Below are 19,812 nucleotides of genomic sequence, written 5' to 3'. Positions count from 1 at the left end.
CCTGATTTACCGTGCTCATCATGAACATCCGCCCAGTCCCCTACGACCACCCCGACGCCGTGAAGCTGGACGCCGAGGTACAGGCCGAATACAACCTCCGCTACGGCGACGGCGGCGACGCCACCCCCATGGACCCGGCGGACTTCACACCCCCGAACGGCACGTATCTGATCGTCTACGACGACCGGGACGTCCCCGTCGCCTCCGGCGGCTGGCGCGTGCAGAACGCCAACGGCGAGGGCAACCGGGACGGCGACGCCGAACTGAAGCGGATGTACGTGATCGAGTCCATGCGCGGCCGCGGCCTGGCCCGCCGCATCCTGGCCGCCCTGGAGGCCGACGCCCGCGCCGCCGGCCGCGTCCGCATGGTCCTGGAGACCGGCACCAAGCAGCCGGAGGCCATCGCCCTGTACACCTCCAGCGGCTACGAGCCCTGCGAGCCCTTCGGCTATTACCGCTTCCACGAGGAGAGCCGCTGCTACGCCAAGGCGCTGTAGGGCCACCGGTGTGCCGTCGGCGGCCCGCACACCGGCCGAGCGGGCCCTCGCCCACCCGTACCCCACCGGCGACGGCAGCACGCGGTCCGAAGTCGACGCCCTGACGGCCGCCCACCTCGCGGGCGGCATCCCGGTGCTGACGTACCACCTCACGGTGCGGCACGGCGACCGTCCCCGCGAGCGGTTGGCGTTGACCCTCCCCTGCCCGGACCGCTCCTCCACGGACGTTCTCACGTCCGCCGCCCCGGATCCGGCGCGCCTGGCTCAACTCGTGCGCCTGGCAAGGGCGCTGCTGGAGACGAGGCGGGCCACCAGGGCCACGGCCTGCGGCCGGGGCGGAGGGGGCATCAGCTCGACCGGGACCGGAGGGGGGCGCGGCGCGTGCTCGGGGGCAGTCGCCCGGAGGCCAGAACGCGGAGCGGCCGCACTTCCTCACCGACGGACCTGCCGGAGTCCTGGCCGATGACCACACAGCCCGCTGCACCCTCTCGCGTGCAGCGGTTTCCGTGGGTCAGCTGGGCGGGAATCTGCCAAGGAACCCCAGAACGGCAACCGTTGCCACCACTGCGCCGCCCGCGAAGTACATGACGCCGAACAGGCGTGCCCGCCGCGCCAGGGCGTACCCGTCGGGGACCCGGTAGGGCGAAGCGGAATACCAGAGTCCCATCAGCCGCACGCCGTAGCCGCGCGGATCGAACCACAGCACGTAACCCAGGCCCAGAAGGAATGCGCCACCGACGGCCGCCAGGAAGAAGGGGGCAGGTCCCGGGTTCGCCGCCTGATCTGCCAGATTCACGAACGCCCTCTCCGGGCAAGGCGTTGACCTGCCCGTTCCTCGCTGAGCCCCGTGGCGTGCGGCTCCGGAGTCATGTCCGTACTTCGCTGCCGTACGAGACGTCGAAGCCCCGGTCGGGAGATCCCGACCGGGGCTTCGAGCTGCGTGGACCTGAGGGGATTTGAACCCCTGGCCCCCTCGATGCGAACTACGGGCGGGACGGTCGCTGAGGTCTCCTTGCCTGGCCAGAGTGCCTATACCGGCCAGCGGCCGTCATAGGCGGCTGCCGTGGTTGCTGTACATCGCTGCTGTACTGCGGACTATCCCCGCAGCGCAGTGATCAATGCCGCAACGGCCCCCAACACAGTCGCGCCAGTCGTGATCCATGCGCGCATCACTCGGCCCCTTGCACCTCGTGCAGTACGGTTTTCCTGTGGGCTTGGCTCTTGGGAACTGGATGCTGTCTCCACGAGGCGGCCTCGTCCTTCCTGGCTGATGGTCTGGTTCGGCGACCAAGCCCGCGGGCGCCCTGCTAGCCGATCGCCAAATCAGGACCGCAGGGCGCCTCTTAGCTCGGTCGTCGCGGACCCGGAGCTTAGCCAGGCGACTGTTTTCAGGCACAACGCGCTAGCGACATTTCGGCGTGCGGCGCACAGCTTTCCTGTGACCCTCGATGAGCCATGCCGTGTAGCTACATGAGCTGGGTTTTTGTAGCTACACGAAGACAGATGTACCTGCACCTCTATGCGTCTTGCGGTGACGGCTGCGACCGCAACTGCAATCGCAACTGCGATCGCACAACACCGCGCAATACGGGATGAAAGGAACGTAGATCCTGACTTAATCTCGCCCGTAAGGCGGGTTACTGAGCACGCGGTCGGCGGAACGGCTTTGGGCTGGAGCTGCTTTGGGGCGAGTGATCTTGGCCCCGTAAGCTGATGGCGAGTCGGGCAGTCTGTGGACCTGCCCGTTAAAGCACGACGTTGGGGCCAAGATCTTCGAGGCTCGCCCCAAAGTGGCTGCCTAAAGCCGTGGAGCCGACCGCCCCAGCCACAGAGGGTTTCTTCCACCCATGCCCCCGCAGTCGCCTGCGCGCCGCCGGGCGCGGCCAGCCGGGGCGAAGACAGGAGGCAGGCCGCGCCGCAGAGGCGGCGCGCTCCCGCGCCGTGCGCGGGGGCCTTGATGAGGTAGAGAAACCTGTAACGCCCTAGCTTGTTCGGCTCAGCGCGGTCAGGTGATCAAGGTAGTCCCGGCCTGTCGACTCATTGGGGAAGTCTCGATTGACGATGGCCGCAAGCTCACGGCTGACCATGAGCAAGGACGGCAAGGACTGCCGGTCGCCCTGCAAGGCCCACTCGCCGTAGTTCACGGCCTGGTCCAAGTCGCCTTGCCGCGCTGCCACCACACCAAGCGTGATCCGCGCTTCCGCCATGCGCATCGGTGATCGCTCGGACCCGTCGAAGTCGGTGCCCGCTCGGATCACCTCGTTGGCAAGGTTCTCGGCGAACCGATCCTCGCCAAGCAGCCGGTAGCAATCCATCGCGTAGAAGTCGAACTTCGCTGGGTCCACCACAAAGTGGTTGTCGAGGTTCTCGGGGTACGGCATGCCTTCGAGGAGCTTCCGCCCTCGGTCAAGTGCAACTTCCGTCTGCCGACGGTCGCCCAGTCGTGCCCATGCCTTCGCCTCTTGGCCGGCGAGTTGGACGGCCACGCCGTGGCTCGGAGCCGCTTCCGCCCCTGCCTTTGTTGCCGCGAGGATCCCACGGTAGTCGCCCGTGGTCAGCGCGAACCATGCCCGCATCTCGTGGGCCCAACCGGTGATCTCCGCGTTGCCGGACTCACGGGCTAAAGACAGAGCGGCCTTTCGAGTGCTCTCAGCCGCAGCTCGGTCGCCCATGTCGTACTCGACGCACCCGATGAGCAGGGCCAGCCAACCCGACAGAGTGAGCACTTCACGGTGCTGCGCGAGCGTCAGCCGCTGAGACTGAAGACCGGCAATGCGCTTCAGCCACTGCCTGCCCTCGGCGGCGAGCTGCCCACTAGGCAGGAACGGGTACTCGGAGCAAAGACGGTCAGTGGTGATCCTGAGGGCCTCCAGCGTGGCATTGTCCACATCGGAAGCCTGCAACCTGCTGATGATGTCCAGCGTCTCCATGCCACTGACGGCGGTAATCTCGGCGTTCCCGTCTCGCTGTCCGGCAACTGGGAAGATCGCGTGAGTGACTGTGCCGAAGGTGGCCGCGATGATCGGCTTGTAGAAGTCGCTCGGCATGACTTCGCCGGACTCCCAGCGCTTCCACTGCCGCAGCATGCTGGAGCCCTCAGGCAATGGGTTCGGGGCGTGCGCCCGGAGCGCGGCCACCACTTCGGCTTGAGACCACTGCCGGGCCGCCCGTTCCGAGGCGAGCCTTCGCGCCCACGCGGGCCGTTCGTCACTCATCTGCTGCCTCCCATCGGATGCCTTCCTTCGAGTCTGGCACTGAGAGAGCTGGTGACACGGGGGGTGACAGGGGGTTGGCACTAGCGCTGTCCCCCACTGACACCGCGTATGTCCCTAGTCCCCTCGCCGGTCACCCCGCATGGTGGATCACCAGTCAGGCACTGCTCGGGGACTGAGCACGCTTCTCCAACTCGGCTACTCGGGCGGCAAGTTGTCGAATCTCGGAGTGGATAGCGTTGATCTCGTCTCGGTTAACCGGCCCGCCGGCGTCCCGCCCGGCTTCGCCGGTGTCCTGCGGCGACTGCACGAAGTACCCGCGCGTCGGCACCGAGACGATCACGCCCTCATCTGCGAGCAGCTTGAGTGCGTTACCTGCTGTCACGGTGGTGACCTTGAACCGGTCGGCCACTTCACGCAGCGAAGCAAGCCTGTGCCCCGCCGGTAGCGCGGCGACCTCTTCGCGCAGGACGTCGGCGATCTGCACCTTCTTCGGCCTGGGGTCGTGGGCTTCAACCGTCATGTGCCGAGCGTACAGAGCCTTGCGACATAGCACAGCCTATGCCGCACTACCTCTTGTGCTCTAGCCTGCTATATATCAAGCTAAGTCATGCGGTTACCCGCTGATGACCCGGAGGGCGACGCACCTACCGCCAAGCAGATCGCCGCCCTCCTTCGTCCCTCGAAGGGAAGTCCCATCATGCCCGTGACGCTTGCTGACGCGCACCCGGCGCCGTTATCTGCCCCGCTGTCCCGCCGGGATGACGCCGTAGTCCTGCCCTCGTCGTGCTGGGCCTGCGGCGCGTTCGGAGGGCTCGACTGGATCAACGTGGACGGCATCGGCGTCCTGGTCCACGGTCAGGAACGCTGCCCGGTGGCCGTGCCCTTCATCTGGGAGACGGGCCAGCCCGTGACCTCGCTCGCCGGGGCGGTGGCCGCATGACCTCCGCAACGATCACCGGGAACGAGCGGCTGCGTGCCGCCATGGTCGCCGCGAACGTCACCATCGAGGCCCTGGCCGACCACCTGGGCATCGACCCGAAGTCGGTGGATCGCTGGCTCAACACGGACCGGACCCCGCACGCCCGCAACGCCGAGGCCGCCGCCAAGTACCTGCGGGCGGACGCCTATCACCTGTGGCCCAGGCTCGGCGAGCGTCACCGCTCCGCGCCGACGGCACAGGATGAGGTCGTCGCCTGCTACCCGATGCGCTCCACCGTCCCCTACGGCCTGTGGCGCTCCACCGTGGCTGGTGCCGCGACGGTGATCGACCTGGCGATGTCCAATCTGCTGTTCCTGGCCGACGCGGTCTGGGACCTGCCGCCCCTGCTGGCCGACAAGGCATCGGCCGGCGTCCGCGTCCGCCTCGTCACCCCGGAGCACCCGGCCGGACCGGTCACCGGGCTGGGCGACGTCTTCCCTTCGCTGCTGACGGTCCCCGGCCTGCGCCTGTCGACGCACCCCGGGCTGCGGGCCGACGTCCTGCGCGCGGACGATGACCTGCTGGTCACCACGCCGATCGACGGCTCCACCCCGGCTCTGGCTCCGGTCCTGCACCTGCGCCGGTTAGGCCCGGCCCCGATGACCGGTGGCTACCTGGCCACCCTGGACCACCTCTTCGCCACGGCCGCCCCCGTTCGGCCGGTTGCGCACCTGCGGGCGGTGGCCGCGTGACCCACCTGCCCGTTTCCACGGCTGTCGTCGCTGACGTGGCGGCAGCCGTGGGCACCGATCCGCTCACCCTCGCCGACTTGCTCCGGGTCGCCAACACGCCTGGCTTCGACCGCTGGCGGGAGCAGATCCGCCGCACGGGCGGCTGCTCCAACCCGATCCACCTGCAAGGCTCGACGGTCACCCGCGATGCCAAGAGCGGCGACGTCCTCTACTTCTACAGCACCGACCAGGAGCCTGGCGGACGGCTTCGGGTGGCTTGCGGCAACCGGCGTGCTTCGCGGTGCCCGGCCTGCGCCTGGACCTACGCGGGAGACACCTACCACCTGATCCGCGCCGGGATCACCGGTGATGAGGGCAAGGACGTGCCCGCGACCGTGCGGGATCACCCGCGTGTCTTCGCCACCCTCACCGCCCCGTCCTTCGGCCCGGTCCACAATCGGCCCGCTTCCGGGCGCTGCCGCTGCGGAGTCCAGCACGGCGAGAGTGACCTCGCCCTCGGAACGGCCCTGGCCCCGGAGCGCTACGACTACGCGGGAGCGGTGCTGTGGAACAACCACGCCGGGGACCTGTGGCGCCGCTTCACCATCTACCTCCGCCGCGAGATCGCGGCCCGCGCCGGCAGCACCCAAACCGCCCTGCGGGAGACCTGCCGGGTCTCCTTCGGCAAGGTCGCCGAGTTCCAGAAACGCGGCTCCGTCCACTTCCACGCCGTGGTGCGCCTCGACGGCCCGGAAGGCCCCGACACTCCACCCCCGGCCTGGGCCACCGTCGCTCTCCTGGATGCCGCGATCCGGGCCGCCGCCGCCCGCGTCGCCGTACCGGTCCCGGCTGCCGGTGACTTCCCCGCACGAACCCTGCGCTGGGGGAAGCAGGTCGACGTGCAGCCCATCGGCGCCCTGGGCCACGAGGAACTGACCGAACAGGCCGTCGCCTCCTACGTCGCCAAGTACGCCACCAAAGCCGCCGAGACCACCGGCACCGTCGACCGCCGCATCGGCGAGCTGGCCGAACTCGACAAGCTCGACCTGCCCGCACACACCCGGCGGCTGATCGAAGCCTGCTACCAGCTCAACGACACCTACCCGGACCGCCTGTTGACCCGGTGGGCTCACATGCTCGGCTTCCGCGGGCACTTCTCCACCAAATCCCGCCGCTACTCCACCACCCTCGGCGCCCTGCGCCAGACCCGCGCCGACTACCGCGCCCGCCAGGAACGCCGCGAACGCGGACTCCCCGAGGACCTGGACGACGCCGACGGCTCCACCCTCGTCCTCGCCCACTGGACCTACGCCGGACAGGGCCACTCCCCCGGCGAATCCTGGCTCGCCGCATCCATCGCGAAGGAGATCCGACTGAACCGAGAGACAGCACGCGAAGCCCTGCAAGACCAACTCGAATGGGAGGAAGCCGCGGCATGACGACGGCTGTGATCACGCGCAAGTGGTACACCACGGCAGAGGTGGCCGAGATGCTCGGCTTCGGTCTGTCCAAGACCAAGATGCTCGTCCTCACGGGAGAGATCCGCTCCGTCAAGGTCGGACGCAACCGGCGGATACTCCCGGCCTGGGTGGATGAGTACGTGCAGCAGGTCACCTCTCAGGCTGAGGGGGTGTCAGCATGACCGGCAAGCGCGGCAACGGTGAAGGCTCGATCTACCCGTACAAGAACGGCTTCGCCGCATACGCCTGGGTGACCACCCCGGACGGCAAGCGCAAGCGGAAGTACGTCTATGGCAAGACTCGCGAAGAGGTCCACGACAAGTGGATCAAGCTGCACGCCGAAGCCAAGCAAGGGCCGGTGGCGACCTCGTCACCGACGCTCGCGCAGTACCTCGCCCGGTGGCTCACGGAGGTCGTGACGCCGGACTTGAAGCCCAAGACCGCCGAGACGTACGCGATGCACGTCCGGCTCTACATCGCTCCGGGACTGGGGGCAAAGCGGCTCGACAAGCTCACGGTGCGGGACGTGAGGAACTGGGTGAATACCCTCCTGGGGCAGTGCCAATGCTGCGCGCAGGGACTCGACGCGCGGCGGGACACACCTCGCTGCTGCTCCGTCGGCGACTGCTGCGAACGCATACCGTCCCGCCGCACTGTTCAGGATGCCCGAGCGGTCTTACGGTCGGCCCTGACCAACGCCATGACAGAGGAGCTGATCACGAAGAACGTGGCCGCCCTGGTGAAGGTCCGATCGGCGCGGAGGAAGAAGAGGCACCCGTGGTCGGTGGAAGAGGCTCGACAGTTCCTCGAAGCGGCCAGCGCGGCTCATGACCCGCTGTACGCGGCGTACGTGCTGATCCTGGTCCTGGGCTTCCGTCGCGGTGAGGTGCTGGGCCTCACCTGGGAGAACGTCAACCTGGACGCTGGCGAGATCACGGTGCAGATGCAGCTTCAACGGATCAATCGGCGCTTGGTCCACGACGAGACCAAGACGGAGGCGTCGTCGGCGACGTTGCCTCTCCCGGAGATCTGCATTGCGGCTCTCCAGCGGAGGCGCAAGGAGCAGGAGTTGGCCAAGCAGGCTGCGGGTGACCTGTGGTCGGACTCCGACTTCGTGTTCACGACGCGCTACGGGACGCCGTTCGAGCCGCGCAACTTCAACCGCCGGTTCGTCGACCGGTCGGCCCGCGCCGGCGTCCGCCAGATCCGGCTGCACGACACCCGGCACACGTGCGGTTCGCTCCTCGCGGCGCTCGACGTGCACCCGCGGGTCGCCATGCAGATCCTCCGGCACAGCAAGATCGCGGTGACGATGGAGGTCTACACGCACGTCCCGTCGGAAGCCACCCGCCGGGCGCTGCGCAAGCTCGGCAAGCATCTCGGGAAACAAGATCCGGAGTAGTTGCTGTACTTCGCTGCTGTACGACACGTCGAAGCCCCGGTCGGGAGATCCCGACCGGGGCTTCGAGCTGCGTGGACCTGAGGGGATTTGAACCCCTGGCCCCCTCGATGCGAACGAGGTGCGCTACCGGACTGCGCCACAGGCCCTTGCAACGAGTGAAACTTTAGCACCCCGATCCGGCAGCTCGGAAATCCGTTGCCGGTGGGGGCGCGGACGCGAGATGTGCGGGCTACTCGTTGGCGGCGCGGGGGCGGTCGCCGTCCTCGTACTGGTCGAACAGCGGGGTGCGGCCGCGTTCGCGGGCGCGGCGCGCGGAGGCGGCGCGGCGGGCGTCGGTGCGGCCGTCGCCGTCGGTCCGCTCGTCCGTGCCGGTCTCCTCCTCGTCGGCTTTTGCGGCGGCCGGTGTCTCCTGCGGGCCGGGGGTGACGGCGCTGGAGCGGGCCGAGCTCCAGGTGTCCGGGGCGCCGAGGTCGACGTCGCTGGTGGCGCGCGGGGCGACGGGGGCGGTGACGTAGGTGGGCAGCGGGACGGGGACGGGGTCCCAGCTGTCGCTGCCCTGGCCGGGGCGCTGCTGCCGCTCGCGCTGCTGGTCGACCCACTCGGCGTGGTCGGTCTGCTCGACGAGCGCGCGCCGGTCGGCGGCCAGGGCGGAGAGGCCGGGGTCGGTGTCGGTGCCGGCCCCCGGGCCTTCCGGCTCGTCGGGGTCGGCTTCGGTCACGGCCGGGCGGCGACGGGGCCGGCGGTCGCGCTCCCGCAGCCGCTGGGCGGCGGCCTCGGCCTGGCGGCGGTCCATCTGGTAGGCGAAGCGGCGGCGCTCCTGGGAGCGCAGGTGGGCGATGTACGCGCTGAGCAGCACGGCGGGGACGCCGGGCGCCCACAGGAAGGCGAGTCCGCCGACCGCCGCGACGATCGCGCCGAGCGTGAAGGCGAGGAACAGCATCGTGGTGGTGCGGCGGCGGCGCGCGAGCACCTTCGAGCGCCGGGCGCGCGCGGCGGCCTGCGCCGCCTGGGCCCGCCGGGCGCGCTGGGCCGCGTGGGCGGCGCGGGTGGCGGCCTGCGTCGCCTCGGCTGCCTCAATGGCGTCGGCGGCGGGGTCCTCGTGGTCCCGCCGGCCGCGCCGGTCCTGGTGTGCCGTCCCGGCCGCCCGGTCCTCCCGTCGTGCGGGCGGGACCGCGCCGCGCTCCGGGGCGGGGGCGCGCCGTCCCTGCGGGGCGGGGCGGGCGGCTGCGTCGGCCTGCTCGTGGGGCGGGCGGACGGAGGGTTCAGGGAGGGGCACCCGGGTCTGCGGGCGGGTCCGGGACACGGCGAAGGCCCGGACGTCCACCGAGTCGGTGACCGCGTCCGGGTCGTGGACGCTCTGCTCCTCCTCGCCGGAGGAGCGCGCCCGCAGGTCCTTGGCGTACCGGCGCTCCATGCCCGCCCGTCCGGACAGCAATCGGATGGCGGTGCTGAAGCGTTCCGTCGGACGGGCCTCGTTCAGCTCGTCCTGCCTACGGAGCCACATCGGCACCAAGTAGGCGGCCCAGGCCCCGACGATGACTGCGTAGATGAGGCCGCTGCTGCTCACGTCTCACACGGTAGAGGGGTTTGCGTGAGGCCATCCGCCAATTGAGCCGGTGTGTCGCACGATCTGGCTGATATTTCGAACTTTTCTTGTGACGGATGCGATCAGCGGACCGCCCGACCCGGGAATTCGGGGCATGAAGACGGTCACCACGCGATCAATTTCGAACATTTATTCAATTTCCGGGGCGGTGCGGGATACCCGGGTGGTGTCTTCCGTTCTCCGCGCTCCCCTCGGACGCCCCGGGCCCGGCCTGCCGTTCGCGTGACCGGCGCCAACGGGTGAGCAGGCCCTCGGGGACCTCCTCCGCGGTGAGGGCGAAGACGAGGTGGTCGCGCCAGGCTCCGTCGATGTGGAGATAGCGGGGCCGCAGGCCCTCCTCCCGGAATCCGAGTTTTTCGACGACCCGGCGGCTGGGGCCGTTCTCGGGGCGAATGCAGATCTCCAGGCGGTGCAGACCGACGGTGCGGAAACAGTGGTCGGCGGCCAGCGCCACGGCCGTCGGCATCACCCCGCGCCCGGCCACCGCCTCGTCCACCCAGTAACCCACGTGGCCCGAGCACATGGAGCCCCAGGTGATGCCGGCGACCGTCAACTGGCCGACCAGGCGGCCCTGGTAGTCGATGACGAACGGCAGCATGCGGCCCGCGTTGGCCTCGGTCCGCAGGTGGCGGACCATCTGACGGTAGGTCGGCCGGTGGATGACGGGGCCGGACGGCGTGGGCGGCGGGATGGTCGCCTCCCAGGGCCGCAGCCAGTCGCGGTTGCGCCGGTTGACCTCACGCCAGGCCCGCTGGTCGCGCAGCTTTATCGGCCGGAGGACGATGTCGCCGTCCACCAGTTCCACGGGCCAGGAGGGGCGGTTCAGCTCGCACCCCCGCTCCGGGCGCCGGGCCGCTCGTGGTCACCACCGCGCAACTGGTCGACGGCGTGCCGCAGCAGCGGCTCGAGAACGGCGAGACCGTCCTTCACCCCGCCGCTGGATCCGGGGAGGTTGACGATCAGCGTGCGGCCGGCCACGCCCGCGAGGCCGCGGGAGAGCGCGGCCGTCGCCACCTTCTCGCGGCCGTACGCGCGGATGGCCTCCGCGATGCCGGGCACCTCGTGGTCGATGACCCGCCGGGTGGCCTCGGGGGTGCGGTCGGTGGGCGAGATGCCGGTGCCCCCGGTGGTCACGACGACGTCGTACCCGGCGTCGGCGCCCGCGCGCAGCGCGGCCTCCACGGGGTCCCCGTCGGGGACGACCTGCGGGCCGTCGACGCCGAAGCCGAGCCGGCGCAGGCCGTCGGCGATCAGCGGGCCGCCCCGGTCCGCGTAGACGCCGGCGGCGGCCCGGTTGGAGGCGGTGACGACCAGGGCCCGGTACGGCGCGGGCGCCGTGTCGCCGTCCGGTGCGCCGGGGGTCATGACCTGCTCCAGTCGCCGGACTTGCCGCCCGTCTTCTCCTCGACCCGCACGTCCGTGATGACCGCCTCCTTGTCGACCGCCTTGACCATGTCGATCACGGTGAGCGCGGCGACGGAGACCGCGGTGAGCGCCTCCATCTCGACGCCCGTGCGGTCCGTCGTCCTGACCGTCGCCGCGATCTGGACGGCGTCGTCCGCGACCGACAGGTCCAGTGTCACACCGGACACCGACAGGGGGTGGCACAGCGGGATCAGGTCGGGGGTGCGCTTGGCGCCCATGATGCCCGCGATACGGGCGGTGGCCAGGGCGTCGCCCTTGGGGACGCCCTCGCCGCGCAGCAGATCGACGACGTGGGGCGAGACGAGGACGCGGCCGGTGGCGCGGGCGGTGCGCGCGGTGACGTCCTTGCCGGAGACGTCGACCATGCGGGCGGCGCCCGCCTCGTCGATGTGCGTCAGGCGGCGCTGCTCGGAGGGTCCGGGGGTGTCCCCCCGGGAAGGCACGGTCATGATCGTGTGGCGCTCCCGGTCCGGGCCCGTCGCGGTGCGGCGCGTGGGCCTGCTGTGCGCGACACGGTACCGGCAATGCGGGGTGCTCAGCCGAGCAGGACCACCTCGACGGCGGCTCCCGGCTCCAGGGACTCGGTGTCCTCGGGGACGACGATCAGCGCGTTCGCCCGGGCGAGCGCGGCGACCAGGTGGGATCCGGCGCCGCCGACCGGGGTCACCGCACCGTCGGCGTACCGGCCGCGCAGGAACTGGCGGCGGCCCTTGGGCGAGGTCAGCGGGCGGTCCGCGGTGAGGGTCGCGCGCGTGCGGGGCCGGTGGACGTCGGTGAGGCCCATGAGGGTACGGATGGCGGGCCGGACGAACAGCTCGAAGGAGACGTAGGAGGAGACCGGGTTGCCGGGGAGGGCCAGCAGCGGAGTGTGGTCGGGGCCGATGGAGCCGAAGCCCTGCGGTTTGCCGGGCTGCATGGCCAGCCTGCGGAAGTCGATGCCGCTGCCCGGTTCGTCCTCGTCGGCGACGGACGACAGGGCCTCCTTGACCACGTCGTACGCGCCGACGCTCACGCCGCCGGTGGTCACCATCAGGTCGGCCCGCACCAGCTGGTCCTCGATCGTGTCCCGCAGGGTCGCGGCGTCGTCGGTGACGGCACCCACCCGGTAGGCGATCGCTCCGGCGTCCCGGGCGGCGGCGGTGAGGGCGAAGCTGTTGGAGTCGTAGATCTGTCCGGGGCGCAGTTCCGCGTCGGGCTGGACGAGTTCGCTGCCCGTGGAGAGCACGACCACGCGCGGGCGGGGCCGCACGCGCACCGTGCCGCGGCCGATGGCCGCGAGCAGGGAGATCTGCGGCGGGCCGAGGACGGTCCCGGCGGTCAGGGCACGGTCGCCCGCCTCGACGTCGCTGCCGGCGGCGCGCACGTGGGCGCGCGCCGCGGCGGGCCGGTGGACGCGGACCTGTCCGGTGGCGCCCTCGGGGGCGAGGCTGCGGGCCCGCATCCCGGTGGCGGGGCCGCCGCCCAGGCCGCCGTCGGTCCACTCGACGGGGACGACGGTCTCGGCGCCCGGCGGGAGCGGGGCGCCGGTCATGATGCGGGCGGCCTGGCCGGGGCCGACGTGGAGGAGGTCGGCCTGGCCGGCGGCGACGTCACCGACGACCTCGAGGGCCGCCGGGTACTCCTCGCTGGCGCCCGCGATGTCCGCGACCCGCACCGCGTACCCGTCCATGGAGCTGTTGTCGAACGGGGGCAGGGACACCGGCACCGTGACGTCCTCGACCAGGACGCAGCCCTGGGCGTCGAGGAGGTGCAGTTCGATGGGCTCGAGCGGACGGACGGTGCCGAGAATGTCGTCCAGGTGCTCGTCCACCGACCAGAGGTGGTCCGGGCCTGCGGTGCGGGGCGCGGCGGTGCTCAACGTTGCTGCATCTCCTCGGTGACGTAACGGCGGAGCCAGGTCCGGAAGTCCGGGCCGAGGTCCTCACGTTCGCACGCGAGCCGGACAATGGCACGCAGGTAGTCGCCGCGGTCGCCGGTGTCATAGCGCCGGCCCTTGAAGACGACGCCGTGCACCGGGCCGCCGACCCCCTTGTCGGCCGCGAGCTGCTGGAGGGCGTCGGTCAGCTGGATCTCGCCGCCGCGGCCCGGCTCGGTCTTGCGGAGTATCTCGAAGACGGCCGGGTCGAGGACGTAGCGGCCGATGATGGCGAAGTTGGACGGCGCGTCGGCGGCGTCGGGCTTCTCGACCAGACCGCCGACCCGGACGACGTCGGCGTCCTCGGTGGCCTCGACGGCGGCGGACCCGTAGAGGTGGATCTGCTCCGGGGCCACCTCCATGAGGGCGATGACGCTGCCGCCGTGCTGCGCCTGGACGTCGATCATGCGCTGGAGCAGGGGGTCGCGCGGGTCGATCAGGTCGTCGCCGAGGAGCACGGCGAAGGGCTCGTCGCCCACGTGGGGGGCGGCGCACAGCACGGCGTGTCCCAGACCCTTGGGGTCACCCTGACGGACGTAGTGCATGGTGGCCAGGTCGCTGGACTCCTGGACCTTGGCCAGCCGGTTGGCGTCGCCCTTCTTCTCGAGAGCGGACTCCAGTTCGTAGTTGCGGTCGAAATGGTCCTCCAGCGGGCGCTTGTTGCGGCCCGTGACCATGAGGACGTCGTCGAGGCCGGCGGCGACGGCCTCTTCGACCACGTACTGGATCGCCGGCTTGTCGACGACCGGCAGCATCTCCTTGGGAGTGGCCTTCGTGGCCGGCAGGAACCGGGTGCCGAGACCTGCTGCCGGGATGACAGCCTTGCTGATCCGAGGGTGTGACTGAGACATGGCCGCCACAATATCCGCTGCCTTTGCAGGGAATCTGCACCTCCGGTTACTTCCTGCTCATATGAACATATTGGAACAGGACAGGGACAACCTTGAGATACAACCGTCGCGCGAACGACCCTGACAAACGCACCCTTCGGCGGGAAATCCTCGCGGTGAGAAACGGATTGACGGCCGATGACGTCCAGGTGGCCGCCTCCGCGCTCGCCCGGCGGGCAGACGCACTGCCCGAGCTCCGGCAGGCGCGCACCGTGGCGGCGTACGTCTCCGTCGGCAGCGAACCGGGCACGCTCACGCTGCTCGACGCGCTGCACGCGCGGGGCGTGCGCGTGCTGCTGCCGGCGCTCCTGCCCGACAACGACCTGGACTGGGGACGCTACGAGGGAGCGGACTCCCTCACCCCGGTCCGGCACGGCGGCGGACGCATGACCCTGCTCGAACCGGCGGGGCCGCGCCTCGGCCCGGACGCCGTCACCGAGGCGGACGTCGTCCTGCTGCCGGGCCTCGCCGTCGACGCGCGCGGGATGCGGCTGGGCCGCGGCGGCGGCTCCTACGACCGGGTCCTCGCCCGGCTGGAACGCGCGGGCGCGGACCCGGCGCTCGTGGTGCTGCTGTACGACGGCGAGGTGGTCGCGCGGGTGCCCGAGGAGCCCCACGACCGGCCGGTGCGGGCGGCGGTGACCCCGTCGGGGGTACGGCGCTTCGGCTGAGGCCGGGACGGGCCGGGCGGGGACGGGCCGGGACGGGTGGGGCCGGGACGGGCCGGGTGGGGACGGGCCTGGTGGGGACGGGCCGGGACGGGTGGGGCCGGGTGGGGACGGGCCGGGACGGGTGGGGCCGGGACGGGACGGGCCGGGCAGCGTCGTCCCGGCCGAAGGACCGGTCGGTGACAGCGGGGTCGGTGACAGCGGGGGACGGGACGCACGCGGCGAGGACGAGCCGGCGGGCGCCACGGGGACGGAAAAGCGTCCGCCACGCGCGTGTGCGTGGCGGCCGCCTCGGGTCCGGGGCCGGGTCAGGGCTCCAGCGTCAGCGTGTCCTCGGTGTTCTCGTCGACCGCCTCGGACGAGTACGCCCACGGCAGCAGCTCGCCCTTGGCCCACTTGTCGGTCTGGTCGACGTAGTGGGCGCTGTAGGCGTGTCCGGAGGCGCCGGTGAGGTTGATCCAGCGGGACTTGTCGAAGTCGTCGAGGTTGACCACCATCCGCATCGACGGGACCCACACGACCCCGTAGCCGCCGGCGGCGTTCCAGCCGGTGGCGTTGACCGTGGCCTCGCCGCCGCCGAGCTTCCAGGGCCCGCGGTTGAGGGCGCGGCGCAGGAAGCCGGGCCCCTCGGTGCCGAGCGTCTGGTTCTTCAGGAACAGCCGGTGCAGCCGGCCCCAGCTCCAGGTGTCGATGTCCTTGCCCAGCTTCGCCGTCAGCTCCCAGCGGGCGTCGATCATGGCCCGCTTGAACAGGTCGTCACGGTTCTTGTCGGCGCCCGGGCGCGTGCCCCGTTCGGGCGTGGACCACCAGTCGCTGTCCTGGTCCTTCTTCAGGGTGGTCACCACCTCGAACCACCGGTCGCCGCCGTCCGGCTGCGCCTGGTCGGCCGAGCGCTGGCCGCACTCGCGCACCTTCTCGGCCTCGTCCGCCGGTCCGGTGGTGTTGACCGGGTCGACCCACAGGCACTGCCCCTCGACGCGCAGTTCCTTGGGCAGCTTGTGGCCGAAGGCCAGCTTCAGGATGTTGCGCCAGACGGAGTTGAAGTAGGCCGCCGCGGCCGAGTCGGCGTCCTGGGTGTAGTCCCAGCCCTCCAGCAGCTTCTGCGCCTCACGGACGTCCGGGTCCTCGGTGTCGATCTTGAGCAGGTCCGGCACCAGGCTGCGGGCGATCTCGCTGTGGTTGTCCAGCTGCATCTGCCGCATGTCGTCCGTGGAGATCTTGCCGCCGTCCTTGATCTTCAGCTTGATCAGGTCGTTGATCCGCTGGCTGCGCGCGCCGTACCCCCAGTCGGTGGTGAGGGTGTACGGGTAGGCGTCCGGGTCGACGACGGCCTGGTTGGCGGTGACGATGTAGCCGCGCTTGGGGTCGAACTCGTAGGGCAGGGCGTCCTGCTCGATCCAGCCGGTCCACTCGTAGTCCGGGTTCCATCCGGGTGCCGGGACGGACCCGTCGTGCTTCTTCGCGCGGGTGGGGATCTTTCCGGGCAGGGTGTAGCCGATGTGGCCGTCGGTGTCCGCGTAGACGAGGTTCTGCGAGGGCACCTCGAAGAGGGTGGCGGCTTCGCGGAAGTCGTCCCAGTTCTTCGCGCGGTTCATGGCGAAGACGGCGTCCATGGTGCGGCCGGCGTCCAGCGCGGTCCAGCGCAGGGACACGCCGTAGCCGTCGCCCCGGTCGGGCGCGGCGGTCTCGACGGTTGCCTTCTTGCCGGTCTTCACCAGCTCGTCGGAGCGGTCGGACAGCAGGGGCCCGTTGTTGGTCTCCCGGACGACGATCTTGCGGTCCTTGCCACCGGCGACCCGGATGGTCTCCTCCCGGCTCTCGAACGGCACCACCTTGCCGTCGTACTGGTAGCCCTCCCCGGTGATCTTCTCCAGGTACAGGTCGGTGACGTCGACGCCGGAGTTGGTCAGCCCCCACGCGATGTCCGCGTTGTGGCCGATGACCACGCCGGGCATGCCGGCGAAGGTGTAGCCGGTGACGTCGTACTGGCAGGAGGCGGAGACGCTGCGGCAGTGCAGGCCCATCTGGTACCAGACGGAGGGCAGCGAGGCCGACAGGTGCGGGTCGTTGGCGAGCAGGGGCTTCTTGGTGATGGTGTGCCGGCCGGACACCACCCAGGAGTTGGAGCCGATGCCGTCGCCGTTGACGCCGACCGCGGTGGGGAGGTCCTTCAGGACCTGCTGCAGGCCCGCGAGCTGGCCCTCCAGCCCGGTGCCGTCACCGCCCGCCCCCTGAGCGCCCTCGACGCCGGAGCCGCTTCCGGTGCCCGTACCGGTGCCGGTGCCGCTCCCGTCCGGGGCGCCGCCGACACCCGAGCCCGTACCGGTTCCGTTTCCGGTTCCGGTTCCCGTACCGGTGCCGCCGGTGCTGTCGCCGCCCTGTTCGAAGGCTCCGGTGAGTTCGTTGTACTGGCCCTCGGCGATGATCGGCTTGTTCCGGTTGTACGGGTACTCCGGGTACAGGTCGGCGATCTGCTTCGGGCCGAGGCGGCTCGTCATCAGGGCCCGGTCGATCTCGTCCTGCATGTTGCCGCGCAGGTCCCAGGCCATCGCCTTCAGCCACGCCACCGAGTCCACCGGGGTCCAGGGCTCGGGCTTGTAGTCGTTGGTGAAGCCCAGCGCCGCGTACTCGACGGAGATCTCCTCGCCGTCCTTGCCGTCGAGGTAGGCGTTGACCCCCTTGGCGTACGCGTCGAGATACTTCTTCGTGGCGGGCGACAGCTTCTTCTCGTACTCCTCCTTCGCGATCCGGTCCCAGCCCAGGGTGCGGAGGAAGGCGTCGTTGTCGACCTGGCCGGCGCCGAACATCTCCGACAGGCGGCCGGACGTCATGTGCCGGCGCACGTCCATCTCGTAGAACCGGTCCTGTGCCTGGACGTAGCCCTGCGCCATGAACAGGTCCTCGTCGGAGTCGGCGTACAGCTGCGGGATGCCGTTGCCGTCGCGCTTGACCTCGACGGGCTTGGACAGGCCCTGCAGCGTGAGGGAGCCCTCGGTCTGCGGGAAGGAGGCGCGCACGGTGCTGATGGACCAGTACGCCGCGTAGGCGACACCGCCGATCAGTGCCAGCACCAGCACGAGCGCCATGAGGCGGAGTTTGCGCCCCTTCTTCCGGCCGGGCGTACCGGCCTGCTGACCCGTGGCGGCAATGGTGTCGGTGGGCATCGCTGTCCTTGCTGTCCTAACGCGAGCGGCAGGTCGGGCTGTGCTTTTAACTGAGCGCTGGAGCAACGATAGGCGCAGGACCCCGCGCCACTTGACGCGGAGTCGGGAACCAGCCCGGACGGACGTTCGATCATGCCGTGACGGGCGTCAAGAACACGTCAAGACTTAGGTAAGGTAACGAAGTAGTCTGCCGTGGCAGCAGGGCCCGGTCCCGCGCGCGACACACGTGAGTCCGCGCGCGGTGCGCACGCGTCAGGGAAGGGAACGGCCGCTGACTGTCCACCACCTCAACCAGCTGCTGCTCATCTGCTCGCTCGTCCTGATCGTGGCCGTCGCGGCGGTCCGGATCTCCTCACGCAGCGGGCTCCCCAGCCTGCTCGTCTACCTGGGCATCGGCATCGCCATGGGCCAGGACGGCATCGGCGGCATCCAGTTCGACAACGCCGAGCTGACGCAGGTCATCGGGTACGCGGCCCTGGTCGTGATCCTGGCCGAAGGCGGCCTGAGCACGAAGTGGTCGGAATGCAGACCCGCCCTGCCGGCCGCCTCCGCCCTGGCCCTGGCCGGTGTCGCGGTGAGCGTCGGGGTCACGGCGACGGCCGCGCACTTCCTGGTCGGGCTGGAGTGGCGGCAGGCGCTGATCATCGGCGCGGTGGTGTCCTCGACCGACGCGGCGGCCGTCTTCTCCGTCCTGCGCAGGATCCCGCTCCCCCGCCGGGTGACCGGCACCCTGGAGGCCGAGTCCGGCTTCAACGACGCCCCGGTGGTCATCCTCGTCGTCTCCTTCTCCACGGCCGGCCCGGTCGAGCACTGGTACGTCCTGATCGGCGAGATAGCACTGGAGCTGGCCATCGGCGCCGCCATCGGGCTCGCCGTGGGCTGGCTCGGCTCCTGGGGACTGCGCCACGTCGCGCTGCCGGCCTCCGGCCTCTATCCCATCGCCGTCACCGCCATCGCGGTCGCCGCCTACGCCACCGGCGCGATGTTGCACGGCAGCGGTTTCCTCGCCGTCTACCTGGCCTCGATGGTGCTGGGCAACTCCGGACTGCCGCACTGGCCCGCCACCCGCGGCTTCGCCGAGGGGCTCGGCTGGATCGCGCAGATCGGCATGTTCGTCCTGCTCGGCCTGCTCGTCTCCCCGCACGAGCTGGGCGACGACATCGTGCCCGCCCTGCTCATCGGGCTGGCCCTGACGATGGTCGCCCGCCCGCTGAGCGTCGTCCTGTGCCTGCTGCCCTTCCGGGTGCCCTGGCAGGAACAGGCCCTGATGTCGTGGGCGGGACTGCGGGGCGCGGTGCCCATCATCCTGGCGACGATCCCGATGGTGCAGGACGTCGACGGCAGCCGCCGCATCTTCAACATCGTCTTCGTCCTGGTCGTCGTCTACACGCTGATCCAGGGGCCGACGCTGCCGTGGGTGGCCCGCAGACTGCACCTGGGCAGCGGCCCGGAGGCCGCCGACCTCGGCATCGAGTCGGCGCCCCTGGAGCGGCTGCGCGGCCACCTGCTGTCCCTCGCCATCCCGGAGGGCTCGCGGATGCACGGCGTCGAGGTGGCCGAGCTGCGCCTGCCGGCCGGGTCCGCCGTCACCCTGGTCGTCCGCGACGGCACGTCGTTCGTGCCGTCGCCGGCGACCGTGCTGCGGCGCGGCGACGAACTCCTCGTCGTCGCCACCGACCCGGTGCGCGACGCCGCCGAACGCCGCCTGCGCGCGGTCGGCCGCGGCGGCAAGCTGGCGGGCTGGCTGGGCACGGACGACGATGCGGAGCCCGGCCAGTGACCCTCCGGAGCCCGGCGAGCGGCGATCCGGAGCGGCCAGTGACGATGCGGAGCCCGGCCAGCGAGGATCCGGAGCCCACCCAGCGAGGAAGGCCCCCGTCATTCACAGGCATACGGCCTGATGGTGCTCCGTTTCACAGG

Annotated in this window: 18 protein-coding genes and 1 tRNA gene; 8 read left to right on the top strand and 11 right to left on the bottom strand. The window is 70.7% G+C overall.

All coding sequences use genetic code 11. The features are described 5' to 3' along the window. The first annotated feature begins 20 nt into the window (after positions 1-20). Positions 21-497: a GNAT family N-acetyltransferase gene (locus tag ACIRPP_RS07890; protein ID WP_192235377.1), complete on the top strand. Its 477-nt coding sequence runs from the start codon at positions 21-23 to the stop codon at positions 495-497. 511 nt (positions 498-1,008) lie between these two features. Here the strand turns inward: ACIRPP_RS07890 and ACIRPP_RS07885 are convergent. From ACIRPP_RS07885 to ACIRPP_RS07875, 3 genes are all read right to left on the bottom strand, one after another. After that, positions 1,009-1,293, bottom strand: coding sequence for a hypothetical protein (locus tag ACIRPP_RS07885; RefSeq protein WP_403638908.1), 285 nt, complete (start codon positions 1,291-1,293; stop codon positions 1,009-1,011). A 1,186-nt stretch (positions 1,294-2,479) separates the two neighbouring features. Further along, on the bottom strand, positions 2,480-3,712 hold the full coding sequence (locus tag ACIRPP_RS07880; RefSeq protein ID WP_403638907.1) for an XRE family transcriptional regulator: 1,233 nt from the start codon (positions 3,710-3,712) through the stop codon (positions 2,480-2,482). 154 nt (positions 3,713-3,866) lie between these two features. Then, the gene (locus ACIRPP_RS07875; protein WP_403638905.1) at positions 3,867-4,232 is read right to left on the bottom strand and encodes a GntR family transcriptional regulator; all 366 of its coding nucleotides are present in this window, start codon (positions 4,230-4,232) and stop codon (positions 3,867-3,869) included. A 177-nt stretch (positions 4,233-4,409) separates the two neighbouring features. Here ACIRPP_RS07875 and ACIRPP_RS07870 point away from each other — a divergent pair, with 177 nt between their 5' ends. From ACIRPP_RS07870 to xerC, 5 genes are read left to right on the top strand one after another with little or no spacing between them, the layout of a single operon-like run. Next, positions 4,410-4,652, top strand: a complete 243-nt coding sequence (locus ACIRPP_RS07870) for a hypothetical protein (RefSeq protein ID WP_403638903.1) — start codon at positions 4,410-4,412, stop codon at positions 4,650-4,652. Then, positions 4,649-5,383: a helix-turn-helix domain-containing protein gene (locus ACIRPP_RS07865; protein ID WP_403638902.1), complete on the top strand. Its 735-nt coding sequence runs from the start codon at positions 4,649-4,651 to the stop codon at positions 5,381-5,383. The genes ACIRPP_RS07870 and ACIRPP_RS07865 overlap by 4 nt, the downstream gene beginning before the upstream one ends. Positions 5,384-5,418: 35 nt before the next feature. Further along, positions 5,419-6,801 (top strand): replication initiator protein RepSA, encoded by a 1,383-nt coding sequence (gene repSA, locus ACIRPP_RS07860; RefSeq protein WP_403638900.1) that lies wholly within the window; start codon positions 5,419-5,421, stop codon positions 6,799-6,801. Next, the gene (locus ACIRPP_RS07855) at positions 6,798-7,004 is read left to right on the top strand and encodes an excisionase family DNA-binding protein (protein ID WP_403638898.1); all 207 of its coding nucleotides are present in this window, start codon (positions 6,798-6,800) and stop codon (positions 7,002-7,004) included. Before repSA ends, ACIRPP_RS07855 begins: the two co-directional genes overlap by 4 nt. Then, entirely contained in the window at positions 7,001-8,224 is a 1,224-nt protein-coding gene (xerC, locus tag ACIRPP_RS07850) for a tyrosine recombinase XerC (RefSeq protein ID WP_403638896.1), read from the top strand. The genes ACIRPP_RS07855 and xerC overlap by 4 nt, the downstream gene beginning before the upstream one ends. 72 nt (positions 8,225-8,296) lie before the next feature. Here xerC and ACIRPP_RS07845 read toward each other — a convergent pair. The 7 genes from ACIRPP_RS07845 to galU form a co-directional block, all read right to left on the bottom strand. Further along, positions 8,297-8,370: transfer RNA gene (locus ACIRPP_RS07845), tRNA-Ala, on the bottom strand. A gap of 83 nt (positions 8,371-8,453) precedes the next feature. Further along, a complete protein-coding gene (glpR, locus tag ACIRPP_RS07840) occupies positions 8,454-9,791 on the bottom strand; it encodes a gephyrin-like molybdotransferase receptor GlpR (protein WP_403638894.1) in 1,338 nt (445 codons plus the stop codon). 172 nt (positions 9,792-9,963) lie between these two features. Beyond that, the gene (locus ACIRPP_RS07835) at positions 9,964-10,635 is read right to left on the bottom strand and encodes a GNAT family N-acetyltransferase (protein WP_403638892.1); all 672 of its coding nucleotides are present in this window, start codon (positions 10,633-10,635) and stop codon (positions 9,964-9,966) included. A gap of 17 nt (positions 10,636-10,652) precedes the next feature. Continuing rightward, positions 10,653-11,195, bottom strand: coding sequence for a molybdenum cofactor biosynthesis protein B (locus ACIRPP_RS07830; protein WP_403638888.1), 543 nt, complete (start codon positions 11,193-11,195; stop codon positions 10,653-10,655). Continuing rightward, a complete protein-coding gene (moaC, locus tag ACIRPP_RS07825; protein WP_403638886.1) occupies positions 11,192-11,704 on the bottom strand; it encodes a cyclic pyranopterin monophosphate synthase MoaC in 513 nt (170 codons plus the stop codon). Before moaC ends, ACIRPP_RS07830 begins: the two co-directional genes overlap by 4 nt. 86 nt (positions 11,705-11,790) lie before the next feature. Further along, positions 11,791-13,113 carry a gephyrin-like molybdotransferase Glp gene (gene glp / locus ACIRPP_RS07820; RefSeq protein WP_403638884.1) on the bottom strand — a complete coding sequence of 441 codons (1,323 nt, stop codon included), beginning with the start codon at positions 13,111-13,113 and terminating at the stop codon, positions 11,791-11,793. Beyond that, a complete protein-coding gene (galU, locus tag ACIRPP_RS07815) occupies positions 13,110-14,021 on the bottom strand; it encodes a UTP--glucose-1-phosphate uridylyltransferase GalU (protein ID WP_403638882.1) in 912 nt (303 codons plus the stop codon). Before galU ends, glp begins: the two co-directional genes overlap by 4 nt. Positions 14,022-14,113: 92 nt before the next feature. Between galU and ACIRPP_RS07810 the strand changes: the two genes are divergently transcribed. Further along, a complete protein-coding gene (locus ACIRPP_RS07810; protein ID WP_403638880.1) occupies positions 14,114-14,731 on the top strand; it encodes a 5-formyltetrahydrofolate cyclo-ligase in 618 nt (205 codons plus the stop codon). Positions 14,732-15,036: 305 nt separating this feature from the next. Here the strand turns inward: ACIRPP_RS07810 and ACIRPP_RS07805 are convergent, their stop codons facing one another. Next, positions 15,037-17,892, bottom strand: coding sequence for a penicillin acylase family protein (locus tag ACIRPP_RS07805; protein ID WP_403638878.1), 2,856 nt, complete (start codon positions 17,890-17,892; stop codon positions 15,037-15,039). Positions 17,893-18,133: 241 nt separating this feature from the next. On the opposite strand from ACIRPP_RS07805, the gene ACIRPP_RS07800 reads away from it, so the two are divergent. Beyond that, positions 18,134-19,672: a potassium/proton antiporter gene (locus ACIRPP_RS07800; protein WP_403638876.1), complete on the top strand. Its 1,539-nt coding sequence runs from the start codon at positions 18,134-18,136 to the stop codon at positions 19,670-19,672. The last annotated feature ends 140 nt before the right edge of the window (positions 19,673-19,812 follow it).

This window comes from Streptomyces sp. NPDC101219, assembly GCF_044767675.1.
Lineage (GTDB): Bacteria > Actinomycetota > Actinomycetes > Streptomycetales > Streptomycetaceae > Streptomyces.
Note: the sequence above shows the minus strand (reverse complement) of the source record. Positions and strands in the feature narration are given on the sequence as shown.